This is a genomic window from Sphingosinithalassobacter tenebrarum, from assembly GCF_011057975.1.
GTDB lineage: Bacteria > Pseudomonadota > Alphaproteobacteria > Sphingomonadales > Sphingomonadaceae > Sphingomonas > Sphingomonas tenebrarum.
This window is the reverse complement of the sequence record NZ_CP049109.1, coordinates 2059240-2079036: the sequence shown is the minus strand read 5'-3', so window position 1 is coordinate 2079036 and position 19797 is coordinate 2059240. Positions and strand designations below refer to the sequence as shown.

The window sequence follows — 19797 nt, the reverse complement described above, 5'->3', positions numbered from 1 at the left end:
CCGTTCCCGATCGCCCAACCGATCGCTGCGCTTGCTGTTTGCATCTGCAGCATGGCCGCCTTAGATCGTGCGCGATATTCAGGAGGGAACCAACATGTCCGCCGATCCCGTAGTCATTGCCAGCTATGCCCGTACGCCGATGGGCGGCATGCTCGGCGAGCTCGCCGATGCCACGTCGACCGAACTGGGCGCGGTTGCCGTAGGGGCAGCCGTCGAACGCGCGGGGCTGAACCCCGAAGTGATCGAGAAGATTTACATGGGCTGCGTGCTGCCCGCGGGCCTCGGCCAGGCGCCCGCGCGCCAGGCCGCGATCAAGGCGGGTCTCGGCCAGCATATCGAAGCGACCACGGTCAACAAGATGTGCGGATCGGGCATGCAGGCCGCGATCATGGCGTATGACGCGATTGCCGCCGGGTCGGCCGATGTCGTCATCGCGGGCGGCATGGAGAGCATGACCAACGCCCCCTATCTTTCGCACAAGCATCGTTCGGGCGCCCGCATGGGGCATGACGTGCTCAAGGATCACATGTTCCTCGACGGGCTCGAGGACGCCTATGAGCCGGGTAAGGCAATGGGCGCGTTCGCCGAAGATACCGCTCAGCAATATCAGTTCACGCGCGAGGCGCAGGACGAATTCGCCATCGCATCGCTCACCCGTGCGCAGAAGGCACAGGAAGCCGGCGCGTTCGACCGCGAAATCACGGCAGTCGAAGTGAAGGGCCGCAAGGGATCGACCACGGTCACCACCGACGAACAGCCGCCCAAGGGCCGCCCGGACAAGATCCCGACGCTCAAGCCCGCCTTCGCCAAGGACGGCACGATCACCGCGGCCAATGCCTCGTCGATTTCGGACGGTGCTGCGGCGATGGTGATGACGCGGCTGTCGGTCGCCGAAAAGCTGGGCCTGACGCCGGTCGCCAAGGTTGTCGGCCATGCCGCGCACGCGCATGCCCCTGCCCTGTTCACCACCGCGCCGGTTTTCGCGATGCGCAAGCTGCTCGAGAAGACCGGCTGGGACGTCGGCAATGTCGACCTGTTCGAAGTCAACGAGGCATTCGCCTGCGTCGCGATGATCGCGATGCGCGACATGGATATCCCGCACGACAAGCTGAACATCAACGGCGGCGCCTGCGCGCTCGGCCACCCAATCGGCGCCAGCGGCGCGCGGATCATGGCGACTTTGCTCGGCGCGATGCAGAATAGCGGTCAGAAGCGCGGTGTCGCGTCGCTGTGCATCGGCGGCGGCGAAGCCACGTCGATGGCCGTCGAACTGATCGACTGAGCGATTCGCATACCGTCTCTTCCAAAGGAGACAAAAGAGACACCGGGCCCCATCGGGGTTTCCAACACGCGCGGTTCGAAAACTCCGAACCGCGCGTGTTTTCGTTTCCGCCGCTGCCATTGGCCGAGCTGAGCAGGCGAAATCCTACATTTCAAGGGGTTGGCATACATTCTGGATAGGTAGCCGCAAGAGATAGATCCGCAGCCCAACCGCATTCGTCATGCTGAATCCCTCGTCAGGCTCGGGACAGGCGCGTTTCAGCATCGACCGCGCAACAAGCTATGTCCGTGCAAGCGGAGGCGTAGACCCTGAAACAAGTTCAGGGCGACGGTTGGGACCTGGCGAAACGTTACTGCTGTCCAGCCAGCTTCCTGTCTACTGCACCGTTTCCCCCGGATCGGTGCCCCACAGCTTGCTCTGTTCGACATAGCCGCCGCGGCCACGGACATCGAACCAGCACCAGCCGCGCGCGCATTTGCTGATCCGGCCGACCACACCGGGTTCGGCGCGATAATTCACATGCGCGTCGAAATCGGGGCGCGATCGCATTTCGGCGATGGTGCCGACCACCATGCCGGTTCGCGTATCGCTGAGCAGGCCCACCTGCATCCAGCCCTGCGTGCCATCGGGATCCTCGATCTTGCGCCAGTCGCGATAGCGGGCGATCACGCGTATCGGCAAATCCTCGCGCTGATACATCCAGCTTGCCGGATAGTTGCGCCCCGGGCCGGTGCGCATCCGCGCCTTCGACGCGGCGATCGAGGCATAATAGGGCGGCTGGCGCTGCGCTTCGGCCACGCCGTTGCCGAGCGCGACCAGCCCCAGCGCAAACAGGCCCACGACCAGCCAGCTCCAAAAGCGCATCAGAATCCCCCTAGCGATCGATCAAAGGCTACCGTGGCGAACGCATGCCGTTCAACCGGGCAAAGCGACCGGCATTCGCTTTTCCACCGATAATGGGACACTCGCCGCGATCCCGGACCCCACGTTCCGGTATCGCGGCGAAAATCGCGTGTCGGGGCGGATCAGTCCCCGGTCAGGATGCGGTCGACGAGTTGCTTGACCGAAGGCACGAACCCGTTCGAATAGAACGGATCCTTCTTGAAATTGAACGCCGAATGGCCCGCGAACATCAGGTTGCGGTCGACATCGCCGCCATGCGCGATTTCCTGCAGCGTCTTCTGGATGCAGAAGCTGCGCGGATCGGCGAGGCGCCCGGTCGAATTGGTCTCGGTGTCCGCCCAGGAGGAGAACTGGCACTGGCTGAGGCAGCCCATGCAATCGGCCTGATCCTTGCGGATCATGCCCTTTTCCTCGTCGCCGACGAACACCAGCGTGTTGTCCGGCGTCTTCAGCGCACTGGTATAGCCGCGGCCGAACCATTCGCGCGCGCGCAGCAGATCGTTGCGCGTCACCCAGAAATTCTTGCCCTTCACGCCGACATCGAGCTGGAAGGTATGGTCGCCCGCTTCCTCGGTCGAATAGGGAATCTGGCGTTCCGAACGCGCTTCAAGCTCGCGCAGGAAGGGATTGCGGACGGCCGAGGAATAAAAGCCGGTCGGCGAGAAACGGTGGAGCAGGACGTCGCCTTCCTCCAGCGTCATCAGCTTCGCCTTCCACGCCTCGGGGATCGGGCTTTCCTTGGTGAGCAGCGGGCGCGTGCCGAACTGAAAGGCGATGGTGCCGAGCTCGGGATTGTCGATCCAGTCGTTCCAGTCGCGCAGATACCAGACGCCGCCGGCCATCACGATCGGCACCGTATCGGGCAGCCCGCCCTCGCGCATCGTTTCGCGCAGCGCCTTGACCCGGGGATAGGGGTCCTGCGGCTGGAGCGGGTCCTCGGCATTGGACAGGCCGTTATGCCCGCCGGCGAGCCAGGGATCTTCATAGACCACCGCCGCCAGCAGATCCTGCGCCTTGCTGTAGGCACGCTTCCAGAGCGCGCGGAAGGCGCGCGCCGAACTGACGATCGGCAGATAGGAGACGCCGTAATGCGATGCGATCTCGCTGAGCTTGTACGGCATGCCCGCGCCGCAGGTGACGCCGGAAACCAGCCCCTTGGTGCGTTCGAGCACGCCGTGCAGGATGCGCTGGGCGCCGCCCATTTCCCACAGCACGTTGATGTTGATCGCGCCCTTGCCATTGGCGATGTCCCAGGCGCGCTGCACCTGCTGAACCGCGCCTTCGATGGCATAGGCGATCAGTTCCTCGTGCCGCTCGCGTCGCGTCAGCGCCTTATAGACCTGCGGGATGATCTTGCCGTCGGCGTCATAGCTGTCGGCATTGACCGCCGAGACCGTTCCGATGCCGCCCGCCGCGGCCCAGGCGCCGGCGCTGGCATGGTTGGTGGCGGCGACACCCTTGCCGCCCTCGACCAGCGGCCACACTTCGCGACCGTGATACTGAATGGGCGAAAGACCCTTGAACAAACAGACCTCCAAAAATAAGCCGCGCGACCCTAGCCGTTCCGCTCCCGCGACGCGAGCGATTTCCCGTTGACGCCCCGGCTCCCGGCGCACCATCGCGCGCGGAAAAACAGCTTGCGGCGCCTGCGTCAATGATAACGAACAGCTAAGCTGATGACGCGGAGCGAATCTGTGCTAATCGGCCGCGCATCATGACCGAATATTCCTCCGATCTGCTCCGCCTGCTCAGCGAACGCGGCTATATCCACCAGGTGACCGACGCCGAAGCGCTCGACGCGCTCGCGGGCAGTCAGGTCGTGCCCGGCTATATCGGGTTCGACGCTACGGCTTCGTCGCTGCATGTCGGCAATCTGGTGTCGATCATGCTGCTGCGCCGGCTGCAACAGGCGGGCCACAAGCCGATCGTGGTGATGGGCGGCGGCACGACCAAGGTGGGCGACCCTTCCGGCAAGGACGAAGTGCGCAAGCTGCTCGACGAAGAGGGCATCGCGGCGAATATCGCTTCGATCCGCGCCGCTTTCGAGCGGTTCCTGACCTTCGGCGACGGCCCCACCGACGCGATCATGGTCAACAATGCCGACTGGCTCGATTCGCTCGAATATATCCCGTTCCTGCGCGACGTCGGCCGGCACTTCACGATCAACCGGATGCTGACCTTCGATTCGGTCAGGCTGCGGCTCGACCGCGAACAGCCGCTGACCTTCCTCGAATTCAATTACATGATCCTCCAGGCATACGACTTTCTGGAGCTGTCGCGTCGCGCCGGATGTCGGCTGCAGATGGGCGGATCGGATCAGTGGGGCAATATCGTCAACGGCATCGAACTGACGCGCCGGATCGACGGGACGGAGCTGTACGGCATTACGACGCCGCTGATCACCAAGGCCGACGGGTCGAAGATGGGCAAATCGGTCAACGGCGCGATCTGGCTCAACGAAGCGCAGCTTTCGCATTATGATTACTGGCAATTCTGGCGGAATACCGACGATCGCGACGTCGGCAAGTTCCTGCGGCTGTTCACCGATCTGCCGCTCGACGAGATCGCCCGGCTGGAAAAGCTGGAGGGCGCCGAGATCAACGAAGCCAAGAAAGTGCTGGCCGACGAGGCGACGGCCCTGTGCCGCGGCCGCGAAGCCGCGCAGCATGCCGCCGAAACCGCGCGCAAGACCTTCGAGGAAGGCGCGGCGGGCGAAGCACTGCCCAGCATGACGGTGTCGGGCGAGATCGGCATCGTCGATGCGCTGGTCGGGCTCGGGCTCACTGCGTCGAAAGGCGAGGCACGCCGGCTGATCAAGCAGGGCGGCGCGCGAGTCGACGGCGCGAAAATCGGCGACGAAAGCGCGACGATTTCCGTCGAATCGCAACCGGTTCGCGTCTCGGCAGGCAAAAAGCATCACGGTTTGCTCGTACCCGCGACGTAAACCGCTGTTAATCAGCTTTATTTCATAGCCATTCACACCCGTGCCCTATCCCCCGAATGACACAGGTGAGTTTGGCGTACCATGCCTAAGGCAATGCAGAATCTGGCGTTTTCGGATGTCAGGCGAGAAGATCGGGACGAAGTCTATTTCCGGGTAAAGGGGTTTGGCCCCGATGCCCGCGACTTGCCGTTGCTGATCGTGAATATTTCTCCGCACGGGATGATGTCCCGCTGCGACGCGCCGCTGGATATCGGCGACCGCATTCGCATCACGCTGCCGATCGTCGGCGTGGTGACCAGCGAAGTGCGCTGGTCGCTCGGCGGGCGGATCGGATGCCAGTTCGAAACCGCGATCGACCTCGCCAGCTATTACGAGCTGCTGGCTATTATGGTGCGCGACTGATCGCGATCAGCCCGATCGCAACAGGCTGACGGCACTTTCCCGCTCGAACAGATAGAGCGCCAGCCGCGCCGCCTCCCCCCGCTCGCCGTGCAGGCCGCCGTCGCGATCGATCAGCAGCCGGGCGTCGCCATTGGCGGCGGGCAGCAATTCGGTCAGCGTTTCCGGCGTTGCAAGCCGGAACTGCATGTCGCCCGATTGCCGTGTACCGAGCAATTCGCCCGCGCCGCGCAGACGAAGATCCTCTTCGGCGATGCGAAATCCGTCGTTGGTCTCGCGCATCAGTGCGAGCCGCGCGCGCGAGGTTTCGCTGAGTTGCCCGCCGCGCAGCAAAAGGCAAATCGACTGCCCCCCGCCCCGCCCGACGCGCCCGCGCAACTGGTGAAGCTGGGCAAGCCCGAAGCGATCGGCATGCTCGATCACGATCAGCCGCGCATTGGGCACGTCGACGCCGACTTCGATCACGGTGGTCGCGACCAGCACGCCGAGTTCACCTGACGCAAAGCGCGCCATCACCGCGTCCTTTTCCGGCCCCTTCATCCGGCCGTGCACCAGCCCGACGCGATCGCCGAACCGGCTGCGCAGCGCCTCGGCGCGCGCTTCGGCGGCGGCCATGTCGCTTTTCTCGCTTTCCTCGACCAGCGGACAAACCCAATAGGCCTGACCGCCGCCGTCGAGATGGCGTCCGAGTGCTTCGACCACCTCGGACAGCCGTTCCTCGGACACCACCCGCGTTTCGATCGGCTCGCGCCCCGGCGGCATTTCGTCGAGGCGGCTGACGTCCATTTCGCCATATTGGGCAAGCGTCAGGGTGCGGGGGATCGGCGTCGCGGTCATCACCAGCAAATGCGGCGGGCGCTCCGCCTTGGCCTGGAGCAGCATTCGCTGCGCGACGCCGAAGCGATGCTGTTCGTCGACCACGACGAGGCCGAGGTCGCGATAGATGACGCCTTCCTGAAAGATCGCATGGGTGCCGATCAAAATGTCGATCTCGCCCGAAGCGAGCCCCATCAGCGTCGATTCGCGCGCGCTGCCCTTGTCGCGCCCGGTGAGGATCGCAATGCGGATATCGAGCCCGGCGAGCAATTTGCTCAATGTTTCGTAGTGCTGGCGCGCAAGGATCTCGGTCGGCGCGAGGAAGGCCGATTGCGCCCCGGCTTCCGCCGCGATCAGCAGCGCCATCGCCGCGACGAGCGTCTTGCCCGACCCGACATCGCCCTGGAGCATCCGCAGCATCGGCCGCTGTTGCTGCATGTCGCCTTCGATCTCGGCGATGCTGCGCGCCTGCGCGCCGGTCGGGGCATAGGGGAGCTTGAGCGCATCGCGCAGCCGCCCGTCCCCTTTCAGCGCCTTGCCCCGCTTCGCCCGCGCTTCACCGCGTACCAGCAGCAGCGCGAGTTGCGTCGCGAAAATCTCGTCATAGGCGAGCCGTTCGCGCGCCTTGCCGTCGGCGGGGTCGGCATGGATACGCGCAAGCGCTTCGTGCCAGCGTGGCCAGCCATGTTGCGCGAGCAGGCTCGGCTCGATCCATTCCGGCAGTTCGGGCGCACGTTCGATCGCCTGTTCGACAAGGCCCGCAATACGTTTCGATGTGATCCCTTCGCTAAGCGGATAGATCGCGTCGCGTTCGCGCGTCTCGCTCGCTTCCCCGGGGGAACAGACGATGTCGGGATGGATGATCTGAAGTTCCTGGCCATAGGTTTCGAGCTTGCCCGAAACGAAGCGCGGTTCGTTCAGCGGGAACAGCTTCTTCACCCAGCCCGAATTGGCCCGGAAATAGACCAGGCTGACATGATTGCCCTGCGCGTCGACCGCCTGCACCCGCGCTGGCGCGCGCGCGCTGGTGCCGATGCGATAGCTGAGCGGCGTCAGCGCGATCGCAATCACCCGCCCGGCATCGGCGACGTCGAGTTCCTCGCGCGGCAGCCGGTCAATCCATCCGGTCGGCAGATGGAACAGCAGATCGACCACGCGCGATAGGCCAAGCCGGTCGAGCGGCTTGGCGAGCTGGTTTCCCACGCCGTGCAGCGCAGTGATTTCCGCGAACAGCGGGTTGAGGACTTCGGGACGCATCGCCCCGGATTAGAGGCTTGTCGCGCCGACGCCAATCGTTCCGGCCAACCCGCCGAAGATCAGATCCGCGTCGCGGCCTCGATCGCCTCGAGCACTTCGGGGACTTTCGACCCAACCACCAGTTCATGCGTCTCGGTGAAGGAAATGACGCTCACTTCGTCTTCGGCCATCGCGATGGTGGAAACGGCGCGGACCGACGCGGCGTTGACGAGCAAGGGTTCGCCGTTGATCGATTTGAGCTTCACGAATTTGAGCGTATCCGCCATTCCTCTGGTCCCAGTAGGTTGCATTTGTCGCAACTGCCTATTCCCTTCATAGGCGGAAATTGACCAGGGGCGTGAAAACCGACGATTTTTCCGCTGCATTTCAAGCAAGCCAAACGGGGGGTGGCAAGTCGCCCGCCCGCGCTCTATCTAGCGGTCAAACCGTTCCCCCCGGTCGCGCATCGCGCGTCCGGGGCTACCGCATTGGAGGCTAGATGGACCGCGAAACCCGCCTGAAGCGCCTGCGCTTTCGCGCCTGGCATCGCGGCACGAAGGAAGCCGATCTGATGATCGGCGGCTTTTTCGACCGGCGCCATGCCGAATGGAGCGACACCGATATCGATTGGTTCGAGACGTTTCTGGAGGAGCAGGATGTCGACATCATGGCCTGGGCGCTGGGCGTCCAGCCGGTGCCGATGCGCTATGCCGGACCGATGATGGCGAGCCTGAAGGATGTCGATTACGTGCCGATCGCGGAATGACATGAACCGTCCGCCCCTCCCTGTCAGGGAGGGGTTGGGGTGGGTGCGAGGCCGCAAGGCCTCGCTCGCCGCGCAGCGGCGACCGGGCATAGCGCCCGCCCGCCGCTTACCCACCCCCGTCCCCTCCCTTGCAGGGAGGGGTGAGACCTGGAAATGCCCGACCTTCAGAAGATCCTCTCCGCCACGCAGCCGCTGACGCTCAGCGGCGTTCCGACCGGATTTCTCCCCTGGCTGCTCGCCGATCTGGCGCGCGCGGGGCAGACGGCCGTCTATATCGCGCCCGACGAAGCGGCGATGCGCGCGGTGGCGAGCACGGCGCCCTATTTCGCGCCCGATCTGGAAATCATCGGTTATCCGGCATGGGACTGTCTTCCCTATGACCGCGCCTCCCCGACCTTGCGCGTCATGTCCGAGCGGCTGGCGGCGCTGCACACGCTGCAGCAGCCCGCGAAGAAGCCGCGCCTCATCGTCACCACCGTCAACGCCGCGACGCAGCGGACGCTGACGCGGTTTCGCGTGCGGCAACTGGTGGCGAAGCTCGCCCCCGACGAGCGCATCTCGCTCGACCGGCTTTCGGCGCTGCTGCAATCGAACGGCTATGTCCGCGTCGATACCGTCAACGACGCGGGCGAATTCGCGGTGCGCGGCGGGCTGGTCGACTTGTTCCCGAGCGGTTCGGAGCAAGCGCTCCGGCTCGATTTCTTCGGCGACGAGATCGAAAGCGTGCGCACCTTCGATCCGTCGGATCAGCGCACCACGGGCCGCATCGACGGCTTCACCCTCCTCCCCGCCTCCGAAGCGCTGCTCGACGAGGACAGCATCAAGCGGTTCCGCAGCCGCTATCGCGAGCTGTTCGGCGCGACCGCGACCGGCGACCCGGTCTATCAGGCGGTGTCGGACGGGCGACGGCTGGCGGGGATGGAGCATTGGCTGCCGCTGTTCGAGGAAAAGCTCGAAACTTTGTTCGATCACTTGCCCGACAATGCCGCGATCATACGCGACGCCAATGCGGCGGGCGCGGCCGAGGCGCGGTTCGACGCAGTCGCCGATTATCACGCCAATCGCCTGCGCGCGCAGTCGAACGATCCGGGCAGCTATCGGCCCCTGAAGCAGGAAGCGCTCTATCTGCTGACCGACCAATGGGCGGCGGCGCTGGAGGCCGCGCCCGCGCATCTCGTCAGCCCATTCCACGAGCCCGAAAGCGACACCGTGCTCGATTTCGGCGTCGACGGGCCGCGCGATTTCGCGCCCGAGCGCGGGTCGGGGGCGAATGTCTATGAAGCGGTGGTCGGGCATCTCAAGGATCTGCGCAAGCAGGGCCGCAAGCCCGTCCTCGCCAGCTATTCGGTCGGCGCGCGCGAGCGGCTTGCCGGGCTGCTCGCCGATCACGGGCTGAGCGGCGCGCAACAGGCCGATGGCTGGCAGGAGGCTCTGGGCGTCGCCGCCAAGGGCGTCGCGCTCACCGTGCTGCCGCTCGATCACGGCTTTACCAGCCCCGATATCGCCGTCCTCACCGAACAGGACATGCTCGGAGACCGGCTGATCCGGCGGCGCAAGCGGCGCAAATCGGCCGATGCGTTCCTCAGCGAGCTGGCGACGCTCTCGCCCGGCGATCTGGTGGTGCACGCCGATCACGGCATCGGCCGCTATGAAGGGCTGACTTCGATCCCGGTCGGGCAGAGCCCGCATGACTGCGTCGCGCTGACCTATGCCGGCGGCGACAAGCTCTACGTCCCGGTCGAGAATCTCGAAGTGCTGTCGCGCTACGGCTCTTCGGAGGAAGGCGCGCAGCTCGACAAGCTGGGCGGCGAGGCATGGCAGCGGCGCAAGAGCCGAATGAAGGAGCGCATCCGCGAAATCGCGGGTGAACTGATCGCCACTGCCGCGCAAAGGGCATTGCGCCAGGCCGATGTCGCCGAGCCCGACCATTCGGGCTATCCGACCTTTGTCGACCGCTTCCCCTATGAGGAAACCGACGATCAGGACCGCGCGATCGAGGAAGTGCTCGGCGATCTGGGCCAGGGCAAGCCGATGGACCGGCTGGTCGTCGGCGATGTCGGATTCGGCAAGACCGAAGTCGCGTTGCGCGCCGCCTTCGTCGCGGCGATGGCGGGGATGCAGGTGGCGGTCGTCTGTCCCACGACATTGCTCGCGCGGCAGCATTATCAGAATTTCAGCCAGCGGTTCGAAGGTTTCCCTATCAGGATCGGACGGCTCTCGCGGCTCGTTCCGGCCGCCGAGGCGAAAGCGACCAAGGACGGGCTCGCCGACGGTACGGTCGATGTCATCATCGGCACGCATGCGCTGCTCGCCAAGGGAGTCGATTTCAAGCGGCTGGGGCTGGTGATCGTCGACGAGGAGCAGCGGTTCGGCGTCACCCACAAGGAACGGCTCAAAGGCATGAAGGCGGACGTCCATGTCCTCACCCTCACCGCAACGCCGATCCCGCGCACGCTGCAAATGGCGATGAGCGGCATTCGCGAGCTTTCGGTGATCCAGACCCCGCCGGTCGACCGCCTCGCGGTGCGGACCTATGTCATGCCCTGGGACCCGGTGGTGCTGCGCGAGGCGCTGCTGCGCGAACATTATCGCGGCGGCCAGGCCTATTTCGTCACGCCGCGCATCGCCGATCTTCCCGATATCGAGGCGTTCCTGCGCGAGGAAGTGCCCGAGATCAAATATGTCGTCGCGCACGGCCAGATGTCGCCCAGCGAAGTCGAGGAGCGGATGTCGGCCTTCTACGACAAACGCTATGACGTGCTGGTATCGACGACGATCGTCGAAAGCGGGCTCGACATCCCCTCGGCCAACACGATGATCATCAACCGCGCCGATCGCTTCGGCCTCGCCCAGCTATACCAGCTGCGCGGGCGCGTCGGGCGGTCGAAGACGCGCGCTTACGCCTATTTCACCACCGCGCCCGAGCGGATGATGACCGAGGCGGCGGAGAAGCGGCTGAAGGTGCTCTCGGACCTGGACAGTCTCGGCGCGGGGTTCCAGCTCGCCAGCCACGATCTCGACATTCGCGGCGCGGGCAATCTGCTCGGCGACGAGCAATCGGGGCATATCAAGGAAGTCGGCTACGAACTCTATCAGTCGATGCTCGAAGAGGCGATCCTCGATGCCAAGGCGGACGGCATCGCCAGCGATCGGCCGCGCGATTTCTCGCCGCAGATCACCGTCGACGCGCCGATCCTGATCCCCGAGGAATATGTCCCCGATCTGGACCTGCGCATGGGGCTCTATCGTCGCCTGAACGAAGTCGAGGACAAGGGGGGAATCGAGGCCTTCGCCGCCGAGATGATCGACCGGTTCGGCAAGCTTCCCGAACCGACCGAAAATCTGCTGACGCTGGTCGAGGCCAAGCTCAACGCCAAGCGTGCCTGTATCGCCAAGATCGATGTCGGGCCGAAGGGCGCGCTGGTGAGCTTCCACGAGGACAAATTCCCCAATGTCGAGGGGCTGCTTGCCTATGTCGGCAAGCTGGAAGGCACCGCGAAGCTGCGCCCCGACATGAAGCTGGTGATTTCACGCGGTTGGGCGACGCCCAAGGCGCGGCTCAACGGCGCGCTTCAGCTTTCGCGGGGTCTCGCAAAGGCGGCAGGCTGAGCGCGCCGCACCGGCGGCAGGCCGTCGGCGAACAACCAGGCTTCGGCATCGGCGATCTGGTCGAACACCATTGCATTGTCGCGAACGGCCAGAATCCGCCGTGTCTGCATGCGCGACAGCGAGTTATAGCGCGCAACCGCGATCCGCGCCGCCTTGTGCTTCGAATGCGCCACCAGATCGGTCAGCGCGGCGACCACTTCCTGCGTCTGGATGACGGCTTCCGAAGTGTCGACGAGCAACAGGAATTCGCCCGATCGCAATCCCATTGCCTCGACGGCGGCCTGTTCCTGTCGCGAAAACTCGGCCACTTCTTCCAGAGTCAGCAAGCCTGACATATGGGCGTAGACCAATTGCCGTTCGGAATGGGCGGTGACGGTTATCATCGCAACCTCGCTATTGGATCATACCATTCAGGAGCCTGCAGGGGGCCGGTAAACAATCGGTGCACGGTACGTCGGCTGTGCGTTTCCTATCGCGGCAGTGCCAGATTCCCGCTCTCTTCGGCCAAGAACGCCAACAACGCTACTTCAAGCGCGTCACGCGCGGTGTCTTCGTCCAGCCGCGCCTGAAGCCAGGCGAGTTCGTCTGCCGCGATCGCGCGCGCCGCGCGTTCGGCGGCTTCGCGATCGACGGGTTCGGCATTGGCGCCGCCGCGAAACCCGCGCGCCGCGACTGCCGCCTGCCCTACCCGACCGAGAAATCCGAGCACGCGCACGTCGCTGTCGCGTGCGAATGCCGCCAGTAGCGCCGCTTCGTCGCGATCGACGGCGTCATGGCCGCCATAGGCCATCAGGTAATTGCCGACGCCCTGAACGAACAACCGCTCCCAATCCTCGTGATTGTCGGCGTCGAGCGTCGCGTCCTTGATGCGGAACAGCAGTTCGGCCTCCGCCTGGCTGATGGCGCCGGGCCACTCGCTGCCCGAAGCGAAGAGCAGGCGGCGCAGCAACGCCGCTTCGGGCGCGGTGACCTGTCCGGGGCGATGCTGCGATCCGCAGCGCGTGGGGCCGATGCCGGTGAGTACGACACGCGCGACTTCTTCCAGCGCGAAACTTCGCAGTGTGTCAGGCGCGCTGTGCGCGGTTTCGAGAATCTTCACCACCAGCTCGATCTCGCCGAGCGTATCGAGATGGCCGTCGCTGCCGATCCGCGCCATCAGCCATTCGGCATTTTCCGGGCTGATATGACGGCGCGGTTCGACCTGGTGGACCATATAATGGCACAGCGCCTCGACGAAGAAATCAAGCCATTCGGGCGAGCGCGCCAGCGTGTCGTTCATTTCCAGAAGCAGCTCGGCTTCCTCGGTCGAAATCGCGCCGTTCGGCCAGATTTCGCGGCGCAGTTTCAACGTGTCTTCGGCGCAAAGGCGATCATCCGCCTTCAGCTGTTCGGCAAGTTCGCGCAACGCGGACATGGGCTCCCCCGGCAATCCCTGCAATCACCGACAGCATGGCGTTGCGCGATTAACATGCCATTAGCGGCACCCTAAGGGCGCATCGCCACCGGAGCCGCGACTTCCTCGGCGTCCTCCGCCTCCAGCAGGTCAGCGTCGAATTTCTCGCGTTCCATCGTGAAGCTGCCCCGCGCCCAGGCGATTTGCCAGCCGCCGGTGATCCGCGTGCCTTCGTCATCGACGCGCCCGCTGTAGCGGATCGCGTGAACATGGCCGCCGGTACCGTCATATTGCTTGACGAACTGCACGGTCGCGCCGGATCGCGTGCCATGCACCTCGGCGCGGCGGATGGCGACCGCGCCCGTCGTGTCGCGCTCGGTGATCGTTCCGTTCACCGCGCCGCCCAATTCCTCCAGATGCGCGATGAAACCGTTTTTCTCGTCCCACAGCTCGGCTTCGTACCGGCCGTACCAGACGCCGGTCAGATCGCGTTGGTCGGTCATGTCAGCTGCTGTGATCGGCGATGATCTTCCACCCTGCGTCGGTGCGATGGAAGACGAGCGTGGTCATCCCGTCCATCGCCTCACTATCGCCCGCCGCGCTCAAATGCCAGCGCGCGATCAGCAGCGCGTGATCGGGGCCGAGCATTCGGAAATCCTCGAAAGTGAAGGAAAGCTGCTGTCCGCCGCCACGCGCCTCACCCGAAAAGCGATCGGGATAACGCTCCAGATAGCGTGCGCGGATCGGCGCGACGCCGCGCGTGATGTCCGCGCCGATGAAGCTCGTCGCCGGATCGTCGGCGTAGATTGCGAGGAAGCGATCGATATCGCCGACATTCCAGCCCGCCGCGGAATCGTCCATCGCCGCCTCGATCGCGGCGCGCGGCGCCTCCTGTGCCTTTGCGGGCACGGCGCACCATGCCAGCGCCATGAGCATCATCGTCAGCATCCGTCGCATCACGTCTCCGCCTCCATCATCGCCGTGAGCGCGGCAACGTCGAGCGGCTCGGCGAACAGAAATCCCTGCACATATTGGCAACCGTCCTTGGCGAGCAGTTCAAGCTGTTCGCGCGTCTCCACCCCCTCGGCGATCACCGTCAATCCCAGCGAGCGCGCCATATCGATCACCCCGCGCACGACGATCCGGTCGCGCGCGCTGCCGGTGATATCCTGCGACAGTTTCTTGTCGATCTTCAGATAGTCGAGCGGCAGTGCCTTGAGATAAGCCAGGCTCGAATAGCCGGTACCGAAATCGTCGATCGCGACGCGGCATCCGGCGGTGCGCAGCTCAGCGAGCAGCCGCGCGGCTTCGCCAAGCTCTTCCATGATGCTGCTTTCGGTGATTTCGATCGTCAGGCGGCTGCGCGGAAAGCCGCTCGCATCGATCCGCCCGAGCAGCCGATCGGCAAAGCCCGGGCGCGCGACATCCTCCGCCGTGACGTTGATCGAGAGACGCAGCGGCTTGAGCACCGCCGGCCACGCCGCCGCCGCCGCCAGTGCACGCGCCTGAACATGTTCGGAAAGCGTCGCCGTCATGTCGGCACGGGCGGCCGCCGCGAACAGCGTCTCGGCGCCGATTTCGCCGCGCTGTGGGTGGTTCCACCGGGCAAGCGCCTCGGTGCCGCTAAGCTTGCCCGTCGACACCGCGACCTGCGGCTGGAACAGGGTGGCGATCTCTCCGCGATCGATCGCGCCCTGCACGTCGCCGGCGAGCTGATCGAGCGGTTCGACGCGCGCCTCCCCGCCATCGATCAATCGCTCGCTCAACCGACGAAGCATGGCCGGGGCCGGTTCACCCGGGTTGCTTTCGACCATCGCGATTCGGACAGCGAGCGAGATCACGCCGTTGCCGGTAACGAAGGGGCGCGTGAGGGCTTCGTCGAGCAGCGTCCGCAACGTCGCCATTGCCATATCCCCGGCATCGACGGCGGCAACCAGGAATTCCGGCCCGCCCATGCGCGCAACGATCGCATGCCTGCCGAGCACTTCCCGCGCGGCATCCGAAACGCGGCGGCCCGCGCTGCCGAGCAATGCGTCGCCGGTGGCTCTGCCATGTGCCTCGTTGATCGTTTCGAACCGGTCGAGCGCGACCAGCATCGCCGAAACGCGACGCCCCTCGCCCAGGCGCCGTTCGATCCAGCGGCGCGCCCCGGCGGCGTCGCGTGCGTCGTGCAGCGCCTCGCGCACCGCCGCACCGGCATCGGGCGCGGCCCCCAGCGGCTCGACCAGCGCATGCAACCGCCGGGTTTGCGGATCATATTGCAGATGCTCGACCACGCGGCCCACTCCGGCCAGGTCATGTGCGAACGCGGTGCTCGGCATCGCATCGCTCAGCCTGCGAAAGGCGGCCCTTGCCAGGACACGATCCTCCGCATCCAGCCGTTCGAGGCACGCGCGCGGACTGGCTGATACCGGCATGCCGAGCAGCTTCGCCAGCGCCGGCGTGAGCTGAAGCGAGCGCAACGCCGGATCCCAGCGCCAGCCAAGCGGCTCGGCGATGCGCGTTTCGCGCTTTTCCCAGCCGCCGACCCGCGCGACGAAGCGCTCGGCATAGCGCAACGCCTGTACCAGTTCGCCCTCGCGCATCGGGCTAGCGAGGAAATGCGTCGCGCCGGCATCGAGAAATTCGCCCAGCCGTGCCGAATCACCGCGCGAGACCAGCACCAGCAGCGCCGCACCATTGGCCGAGACGACTCCGCCCAGTTCGCCTACTGCGGCGAGCCCCTCCTCCAGCGCACCGCGCGCATCGACCAGCGCGACCGCCGCCCCGCTCGCCAGAAAACGTCGCGCAGCTCCCTCAGCCCGGCGTGCGCCGACCACCCGCCATCCGGCATTGGCGGCAACAGCCCCCAGCTCGTCGCGCTGGCGGAAGGAAAGCAGGAACAGGGGCGCGCCCACCGGCGCCGCGGGATCGCGGTCGTTCATCGCCACCCTTATTGCGCGTCGCGACCGCCCTGTCTTCCCTTGCGTGCAAATCTCCGCTTGCCGCCGGGCTTGCCGCGAGCCGCCCGAGCCCCTAGCTCCCGATGCATGGCATGCGCCCCCACCCTGGTCGACGCTCATGGCCGCCGGATCAGCTATCTGCGCGTTTCGGTGACGGATCGCTGCGACCTGCGCTGTCGCTATTGCATGGCGGAGAACATGACCTTCCTGCCGCGCAGCGAGATATTGAGCCTGGAAGAGCTCGCGCTGATCGCCGAACGCTTCATCGCGCGGGGCACGACCAAGATCCGCCTGTCGGGCGGCGAACCGCTGGTGCGGCGCGATGTGATGCAGCTGATCGACCGGCTGGGCGACAGCCTGGGCAGCGGCCTGGACGAAGTGACGATGACTTCGAACGGGACACAGTTGCGCAAGCATGCCGATGCGCTGGTCGCGGCGGGAATGCGTCGCATCAACATCAGCCTCGACAGCCGCGATCCCGACACGTTCCGCCACATCACCCGGCTGGGCGATGTCGCACCGGTGATCGACGGCATCGCCGCCGCGCAGGAAGCGGGACTGCGCGTGAAGATCAACATGGTCGCGCTGAAGGGGCTGAACGACCGCGAGATCGCGTCGATGCTGCGCTGGTGCGTCGAGCAGAACCTTGACCTGACACTGATCGAAACGATGCCGCTGGGCGCCGTGGAGGCCGATCGCGCCGACCATTTCCTGCCGCTGACCGCCGTCATGGACGCGTTGCAGGGGCAATTCGATCTGGAGCGGGACGATCATCGCAGCGGCGGCCCGGCGCGCTACTGGCGCGTCGCGGGCACCGGAACGCGGCTCGGGCTCATCTCACCGCTCACCGCCAATTTCTGCGACGGCTGCAATCGCGTACGGCTGACCACCGAGGGAAAGCTCTATCTCTGTCTCGGCCATGAGGAGCATGTCGATTTGAAGCAGGCTATCCGCGAAGGCGGGCTGGACGCAGTCGACGAAGCGCTCGACCGCGCGCTGCTGGTAAAGCCCGCACGCCATGATTTCAGCGTCGAACGCGGCGCGGCCCCGGCCGTTTCGCGCCATATGAGCGTCACCGGCGGATGAACAAGGCCTGCGCGCTCGTCGCCTCCCCCGTCAAATCGGCGCAGATGGCCGCCGCCGAGCTGCACGAGGCGCATGACTGGGTTCCGCTGGAAGAAGCCGACATGATCGTCGCGCTGGGCGGTGACGGCTTCATGCTGCAGACGCTGCACGCGATGCTGGAGCGGCGGCGGATCGTGCCGGTGTTCGGCATGAACCTGGGCACGGTCGGCTTCCTGATGAACGAATGGCGGCAGGAAGGCCTGCTCGACCGGCTGCAGCGCGCGCGCCCCTTCCGCGTCTCCCCGCTGACCATGACGGCGGTGACGATCGACAACGAGCAGTTCGTGCTGCCCGCGATCAACGAAGTCTCGCTGCTGCGTGAAACGCGCCAGACCGCCAAGATCGAAGTGACGATCAATGATCGGGTCGTCCTGCCCGAGCTGGTGTGCGACGGTCTGCTGGTGGCGACGCCCGCCGGATCGACGGCGTACAATCTTTCGGCGCACGGTCCGATCCTGCCGCTCGCTTCGGGGCTGCTGGCGCTCACGCCGATCAGTCCCTTCCGCCCCCGGCGCTGGCGCGGCGCGCTGCTTCCCGAACGGATGCGGATCGGTATGAAGGTTCTGGAACCTGCCAAACGCCCGGTAAGCGCCGTCGCCGACCAGCGCGAAGTGCGCGACGTCGCGCGCGTCGACGTGGCGATCGATCAGGTGCGCAATCTCACCTTGTTGTTCGATCCCGAGCACGCGCTCGACGAGCGTATCACGATGGAGCAATTCATCGCCTGAACCGCCGGTCCGATCGAAGGGCTTGCATCGCGTGCGAACCGCTCTTATTGGACCCCGCCTACGGCGCTGTTCCCTGATAGCTCAGCGGTAGAGCTCTCGACTGTTAATCGAGCGGCCGTTGGTTCGAATCCAACTCAGGGAGCCAGCGCCGTCGCCATCCACGGCATTCCCCGGTAGCTCAGCGGTAGAGCAATCGACTGTTAATCGATCGGTCGCCTGTTCGAATCAGGCCCGGGGAGCCATGAGCCAGTCCAAACCGGCTCAAAGCGGACCAAAAAAGCTTGCAAACCCGCTGAAATCCTGAGCAGTTTGGTCCGATGCAGTCGCGACCGGTCCAAGCCAATCCAGCGCTCATTGGGGGCATTATCGGGGCACGCACTGATTCCGTTGGGGGCACCGGATGCTGACCGATCGGGAATGTCGGTCGGCCAAGCCGCGCGAGAAGCCGTACAAGTTAGGCGATGCGGGCGGGTTGTACCTCTATGTCACCCCCGCCGGCGCGAAGTCCTGGCGGATGAAATATCGCATTGCGAAGCGCGAGAAGCGCCTCACCTTCGGGCTGTATCCGGAAGTGACGTTGCAGGAAGCACGCGAGCTGCGCGATCGGGCGCGAAAGCAGATCCGCGACGGCATCGATCCATCGATCGCGAGAAAGCAGACGCGCGCGCAAGCCGCACTCTCGGCCGAGACCACATTCCGCGCGATCGCCGAGGAGTGGCACGCGACATACAAATCGGGCTGGAATGCCCGTTATGCGAGGCAAATCCTCGACCGGCTGGAGAACCACGTCTTCCCGGCGATCGGTTCGGTTCCGATCGCCCAGGTCACGGCGGCGATGGTGCTGCAGGCGATCCGCAAGGTGGAAAGTTCCGGCGCGATCGAAATGGCGCATCGCGTGCGCCAGCATACCTCCGACGTGTTCGTTCACGGAATTTCGACGGGGCGATGCGAGGACGACCCAGCGCATGTGATCGCCAAGGCGCTCAAGCCGGTTCCGAAACGGCTCTGGCCCGCGGTACGGACGATCGAGGACGCGCGCGAGGTCCTGCGGGCAGTCGAAATGCAGTCGGCGGCGCGACAGACCAAACTCGCTTCGCGCCTTATGGCATTGACCGCCGTCCGGTCGGGGCCCCTTCGCAATGCTGCGCCGAGCGAATTCGAGGGGCTGGACGGGCCGGAACCGGTCTGGCGCATTCCCGCCGCGAAGATGAAGCTTTCGCGCGAGCGCAAGGCGGACGCCGGTTACGAGTTCGTCGTTCCGCTGTCGACCTGGTCGGCCGAGCTGGTCCGCGGCGCGCTCCGTATCGCGGGCCCGAACGCTGTCTTTCTCTTCCCCTCGTCACGCGATCCGAAGAAACCACTCAGCGATTCGACGATCAGCGCGGTATATCTCGATGCCGGACTGCGCGATCGGCATGTCCCGCACGGATGGCGCGCGACCTTTTCGACGATCATGAACGAACGCGCCGCGGTGGAAGACCGCGAACGCGATCGCGCAATTATCGATCTGATGCTCGCTCATGTTCCAGATGGCGTCGAGGCGGCCTACAATCGCGCGGCCTATATGCCGCGCAGGCGCCAGCTGGCGCAGGCCTGGGGGGACATGCTGATGGAAGGGCTGCCGCCTACCGCAATATTGCTCGGCAATCGCTGA

General features: G+C 65.3%; 17 protein-coding genes and 2 tRNA genes. 10 read left to right on the top strand and 9 right to left on the bottom strand.

What is annotated here, in order from left to right; all coding sequences use genetic code 11:
* The first annotated feature begins 94 nt into the window (after positions 1-94).
* Positions 95-1282 carry an acetyl-CoA C-acyltransferase gene (locus G5C33_RS10405; RefSeq protein ID WP_165328814.1) on the top strand — a complete coding sequence of 396 codons (1188 nt, stop codon included), beginning with the start codon at positions 95-97 and terminating at the stop codon, positions 1280-1282.
* A gap of 375 nt (positions 1283-1657) precedes the next feature.
* Here the strand turns inward: G5C33_RS10405 and G5C33_RS10400 are convergent, their stop codons facing one another.
* Together G5C33_RS10400 and G5C33_RS10395 are read right to left on the bottom strand one after the other, a co-directional pair.
* Complete coding sequence (locus G5C33_RS10400) at positions 1658-2146, bottom strand: SH3 domain-containing protein (protein ID WP_165327149.1); 489 nt, start codon at positions 2144-2146, stop codon at positions 1658-1660.
* Between the two features lie 161 nt (positions 2147-2307).
* The gene (locus G5C33_RS10395; protein ID WP_165327148.1) at positions 2308-3711 is read right to left on the bottom strand and encodes an NAD(P)H-dependent flavin oxidoreductase; all 1404 of its coding nucleotides are present in this window, start codon (positions 3709-3711) and stop codon (positions 2308-2310) included.
* A 188-nt stretch (positions 3712-3899) separates the two neighbouring features.
* On the opposite strand from G5C33_RS10395, the gene tyrS reads away from it, so the two are divergent.
* Both tyrS and G5C33_RS10385 read left to right on the top strand, forming a co-directional pair.
* Positions 3900-5129 carry a tyrosine--tRNA ligase gene (tyrS, locus tag G5C33_RS10390; protein ID WP_165327147.1) on the top strand — a complete coding sequence of 410 codons (1230 nt, stop codon included), beginning with the start codon at positions 3900-3902 and terminating at the stop codon, positions 5127-5129.
* 81 nt (positions 5130-5210) lie between these two features.
* A complete protein-coding gene (locus G5C33_RS10385; RefSeq protein ID WP_165327146.1) occupies positions 5211-5531 on the top strand; it encodes a PilZ domain-containing protein in 321 nt (106 codons plus the stop codon).
* Positions 5532-5537: 6 nt separating this feature from the next.
* On the opposite strand, the gene recG is transcribed toward G5C33_RS10385, so the two are convergent.
* Entirely contained in the window at positions 5538-7601 is a 2064-nt protein-coding gene (gene recG, locus G5C33_RS10380) for an ATP-dependent DNA helicase RecG (protein WP_165327145.1), read from the bottom strand.
* A gap of 59 nt (positions 7602-7660) precedes the next feature.
* Positions 7661-7867: a hypothetical protein gene (locus tag G5C33_RS10375; RefSeq protein WP_165327144.1), complete on the bottom strand. Its 207-nt coding sequence runs from the start codon at positions 7865-7867 to the stop codon at positions 7661-7663.
* 212 nt (positions 7868-8079) lie between these two features.
* On the opposite strand from G5C33_RS10375, the gene G5C33_RS10370 reads away from it, so the two are divergent.
* A complete protein-coding gene (locus G5C33_RS10370) occupies positions 8080-8346 on the top strand; it encodes an FAD assembly factor SdhE (protein WP_165327143.1) in 267 nt (88 codons plus the stop codon).
* A gap of 153 nt (positions 8347-8499) precedes the next feature.
* Positions 8500-11955, top strand: a complete 3456-nt coding sequence (gene mfd / locus G5C33_RS10365) for a transcription-repair coupling factor (protein WP_165327142.1) — start codon at positions 8500-8502, stop codon at positions 11953-11955.
* Here the strand turns inward: mfd and G5C33_RS10360 are convergent.
* The 5 genes from G5C33_RS10360 to G5C33_RS10340 all read right to left on the bottom strand — a co-directional run bounded on the left by G5C33_RS10360 (position 11919) and on the right by G5C33_RS10340 (position 16272).
* Positions 11919-12281, bottom strand: coding sequence for a hypothetical protein (locus tag G5C33_RS10360; protein WP_165327141.1), 363 nt, complete (start codon positions 12279-12281; stop codon positions 11919-11921). The two genes, mfd and G5C33_RS10360, sit on opposite strands and share 37 nt — an antisense overlap.
* Before the next feature lie 143 nt (positions 12282-12424).
* Complete coding sequence (locus G5C33_RS10355) at positions 12425-13369, bottom strand: hypothetical protein (protein WP_165327140.1); 945 nt, start codon at positions 13367-13369, stop codon at positions 12425-12427.
* 71 nt (positions 13370-13440) lie between these two features.
* Positions 13441-13851, bottom strand: a complete 411-nt coding sequence (locus G5C33_RS10350; RefSeq protein WP_165327139.1) for a hypothetical protein — start codon at positions 13849-13851, stop codon at positions 13441-13443.
* Between the two features lies 1 nt (position 13852).
* Complete coding sequence (locus G5C33_RS10345) at positions 13853-14305, bottom strand: YybH family protein (RefSeq protein ID WP_228275025.1); 453 nt, start codon at positions 14303-14305, stop codon at positions 13853-13855.
* Positions 14305-16272, bottom strand: coding sequence for a GGDEF domain-containing phosphodiesterase (locus G5C33_RS10340; protein WP_165327138.1), 1968 nt, complete (start codon positions 16270-16272; stop codon positions 14305-14307). The genes G5C33_RS10345 and G5C33_RS10340 overlap by 1 nt, the downstream gene beginning before the upstream one ends.
* Before the next feature lie 105 nt (positions 16273-16377).
* Between G5C33_RS10340 and moaA the strand changes: the two genes are divergently transcribed.
* The 5 genes from moaA (at position 16378) to G5C33_RS10315 (ending at position 19797) form a co-directional block, all read left to right on the top strand.
* Positions 16378-17376, top strand: a complete 999-nt coding sequence (gene moaA, locus G5C33_RS10335; protein ID WP_165327137.1) for a GTP 3',8-cyclase MoaA — start codon at positions 16378-16380, stop codon at positions 17374-17376.
* Entirely contained in the window at positions 17373-18143 is a 771-nt protein-coding gene (locus G5C33_RS10330; protein ID WP_165327136.1) for an NAD kinase, read from the top strand. Before moaA ends, G5C33_RS10330 begins: the two co-directional genes overlap by 4 nt.
* A 70-nt stretch (positions 18144-18213) precedes the next feature.
* A tRNA-Asn gene (locus tag G5C33_RS10325) sits at positions 18214-18288 on the top strand.
* Positions 18289-18310: 22 nt separating this feature from the next.
* A tRNA-Asn gene (locus tag G5C33_RS10320) sits at positions 18311-18385 on the top strand.
* Positions 18386-18543: 158 nt separating this feature from the next.
* On the top strand, positions 18544-19797 hold the full coding sequence (locus G5C33_RS10315) for a tyrosine-type recombinase/integrase (RefSeq protein ID WP_165327135.1): 1254 nt from the start codon (positions 18544-18546) through the stop codon (positions 19795-19797).

What these genes read in the sequence shown, in the direction of transcription:
- G5C33_RS10405 (WP_165328814.1), top strand. Translation starts at nt 95, where the DNA reads ATGTCCGCCGATCCCGTAGTCATTGCCAGCTATGCCCGTACGCCGATG.
- G5C33_RS10400 (WP_165327149.1), bottom strand. Translation starts at nt 2,146, where the DNA reads ATGCGCTTTTGGAGCTGGCTGGTCGTGGGCCTGTTTGCGCTGGGGCTG.
- tyrS (WP_165327147.1), top strand. Translation starts at nt 3,900, where the DNA reads ATGACCGAATATTCCTCCGATCTGCTCCGCCTGCTCAGCGAACGCGGC.
- G5C33_RS10385 (WP_165327146.1), top strand. Translation starts at nt 5,211, where the DNA reads ATGCCTAAGGCAATGCAGAATCTGGCGTTTTCGGATGTCAGGCGAGAA.
- recG (WP_165327145.1), bottom strand. Translation starts at nt 7,601, where the DNA reads ATGCGTCCCGAAGTCCTCAACCCGCTGTTCGCGGAAATCACTGCGCTG.
- G5C33_RS10375 (WP_165327144.1), bottom strand. Translation starts at nt 7,867, where the DNA reads ATGGCGGATACGCTCAAATTCGTGAAGCTCAAATCGATCAACGGCGAA.
- G5C33_RS10370 (WP_165327143.1), top strand. Translation starts at nt 8,080, where the DNA reads ATGGACCGCGAAACCCGCCTGAAGCGCCTGCGCTTTCGCGCCTGGCAT.
- mfd (WP_165327142.1), top strand. Translation starts at nt 8,500, where the DNA reads ATGCCCGACCTTCAGAAGATCCTCTCCGCCACGCAGCCGCTGACGCTC.
- G5C33_RS10355 (WP_165327140.1), bottom strand. Translation starts at nt 13,369, where the DNA reads ATGTCCGCGTTGCGCGAACTTGCCGAACAGCTGAAGGCGGATGATCGC.
- G5C33_RS10350 (WP_165327139.1), bottom strand. Translation starts at nt 13,851, where the DNA reads ATGACCGACCAACGCGATCTGACCGGCGTCTGGTACGGCCGGTACGAA.
- G5C33_RS10345 (WP_228275025.1), bottom strand. Translation starts at nt 14,305, where the DNA reads ATGCGACGGATGCTGACGATGATGCTCATGGCGCTGGCATGGTGCGCC.
- G5C33_RS10340 (WP_165327138.1), bottom strand. Translation starts at nt 16,272, where the DNA reads ATGAACGACCGCGATCCCGCGGCGCCGGTGGGCGCGCCCCTGTTCCTG.
- moaA (WP_165327137.1), top strand. Translation starts at nt 16,378, where the DNA reads ATGGCATGCGCCCCCACCCTGGTCGACGCTCATGGCCGCCGGATCAGC.
- G5C33_RS10330 (WP_165327136.1), top strand. Translation starts at nt 17,373, where the DNA reads ATGAACAAGGCCTGCGCGCTCGTCGCCTCCCCCGTCAAATCGGCGCAG.
- G5C33_RS10315 (WP_165327135.1), top strand. Translation starts at nt 18,544, where the DNA reads ATGCTGACCGATCGGGAATGTCGGTCGGCCAAGCCGCGCGAGAAGCCG.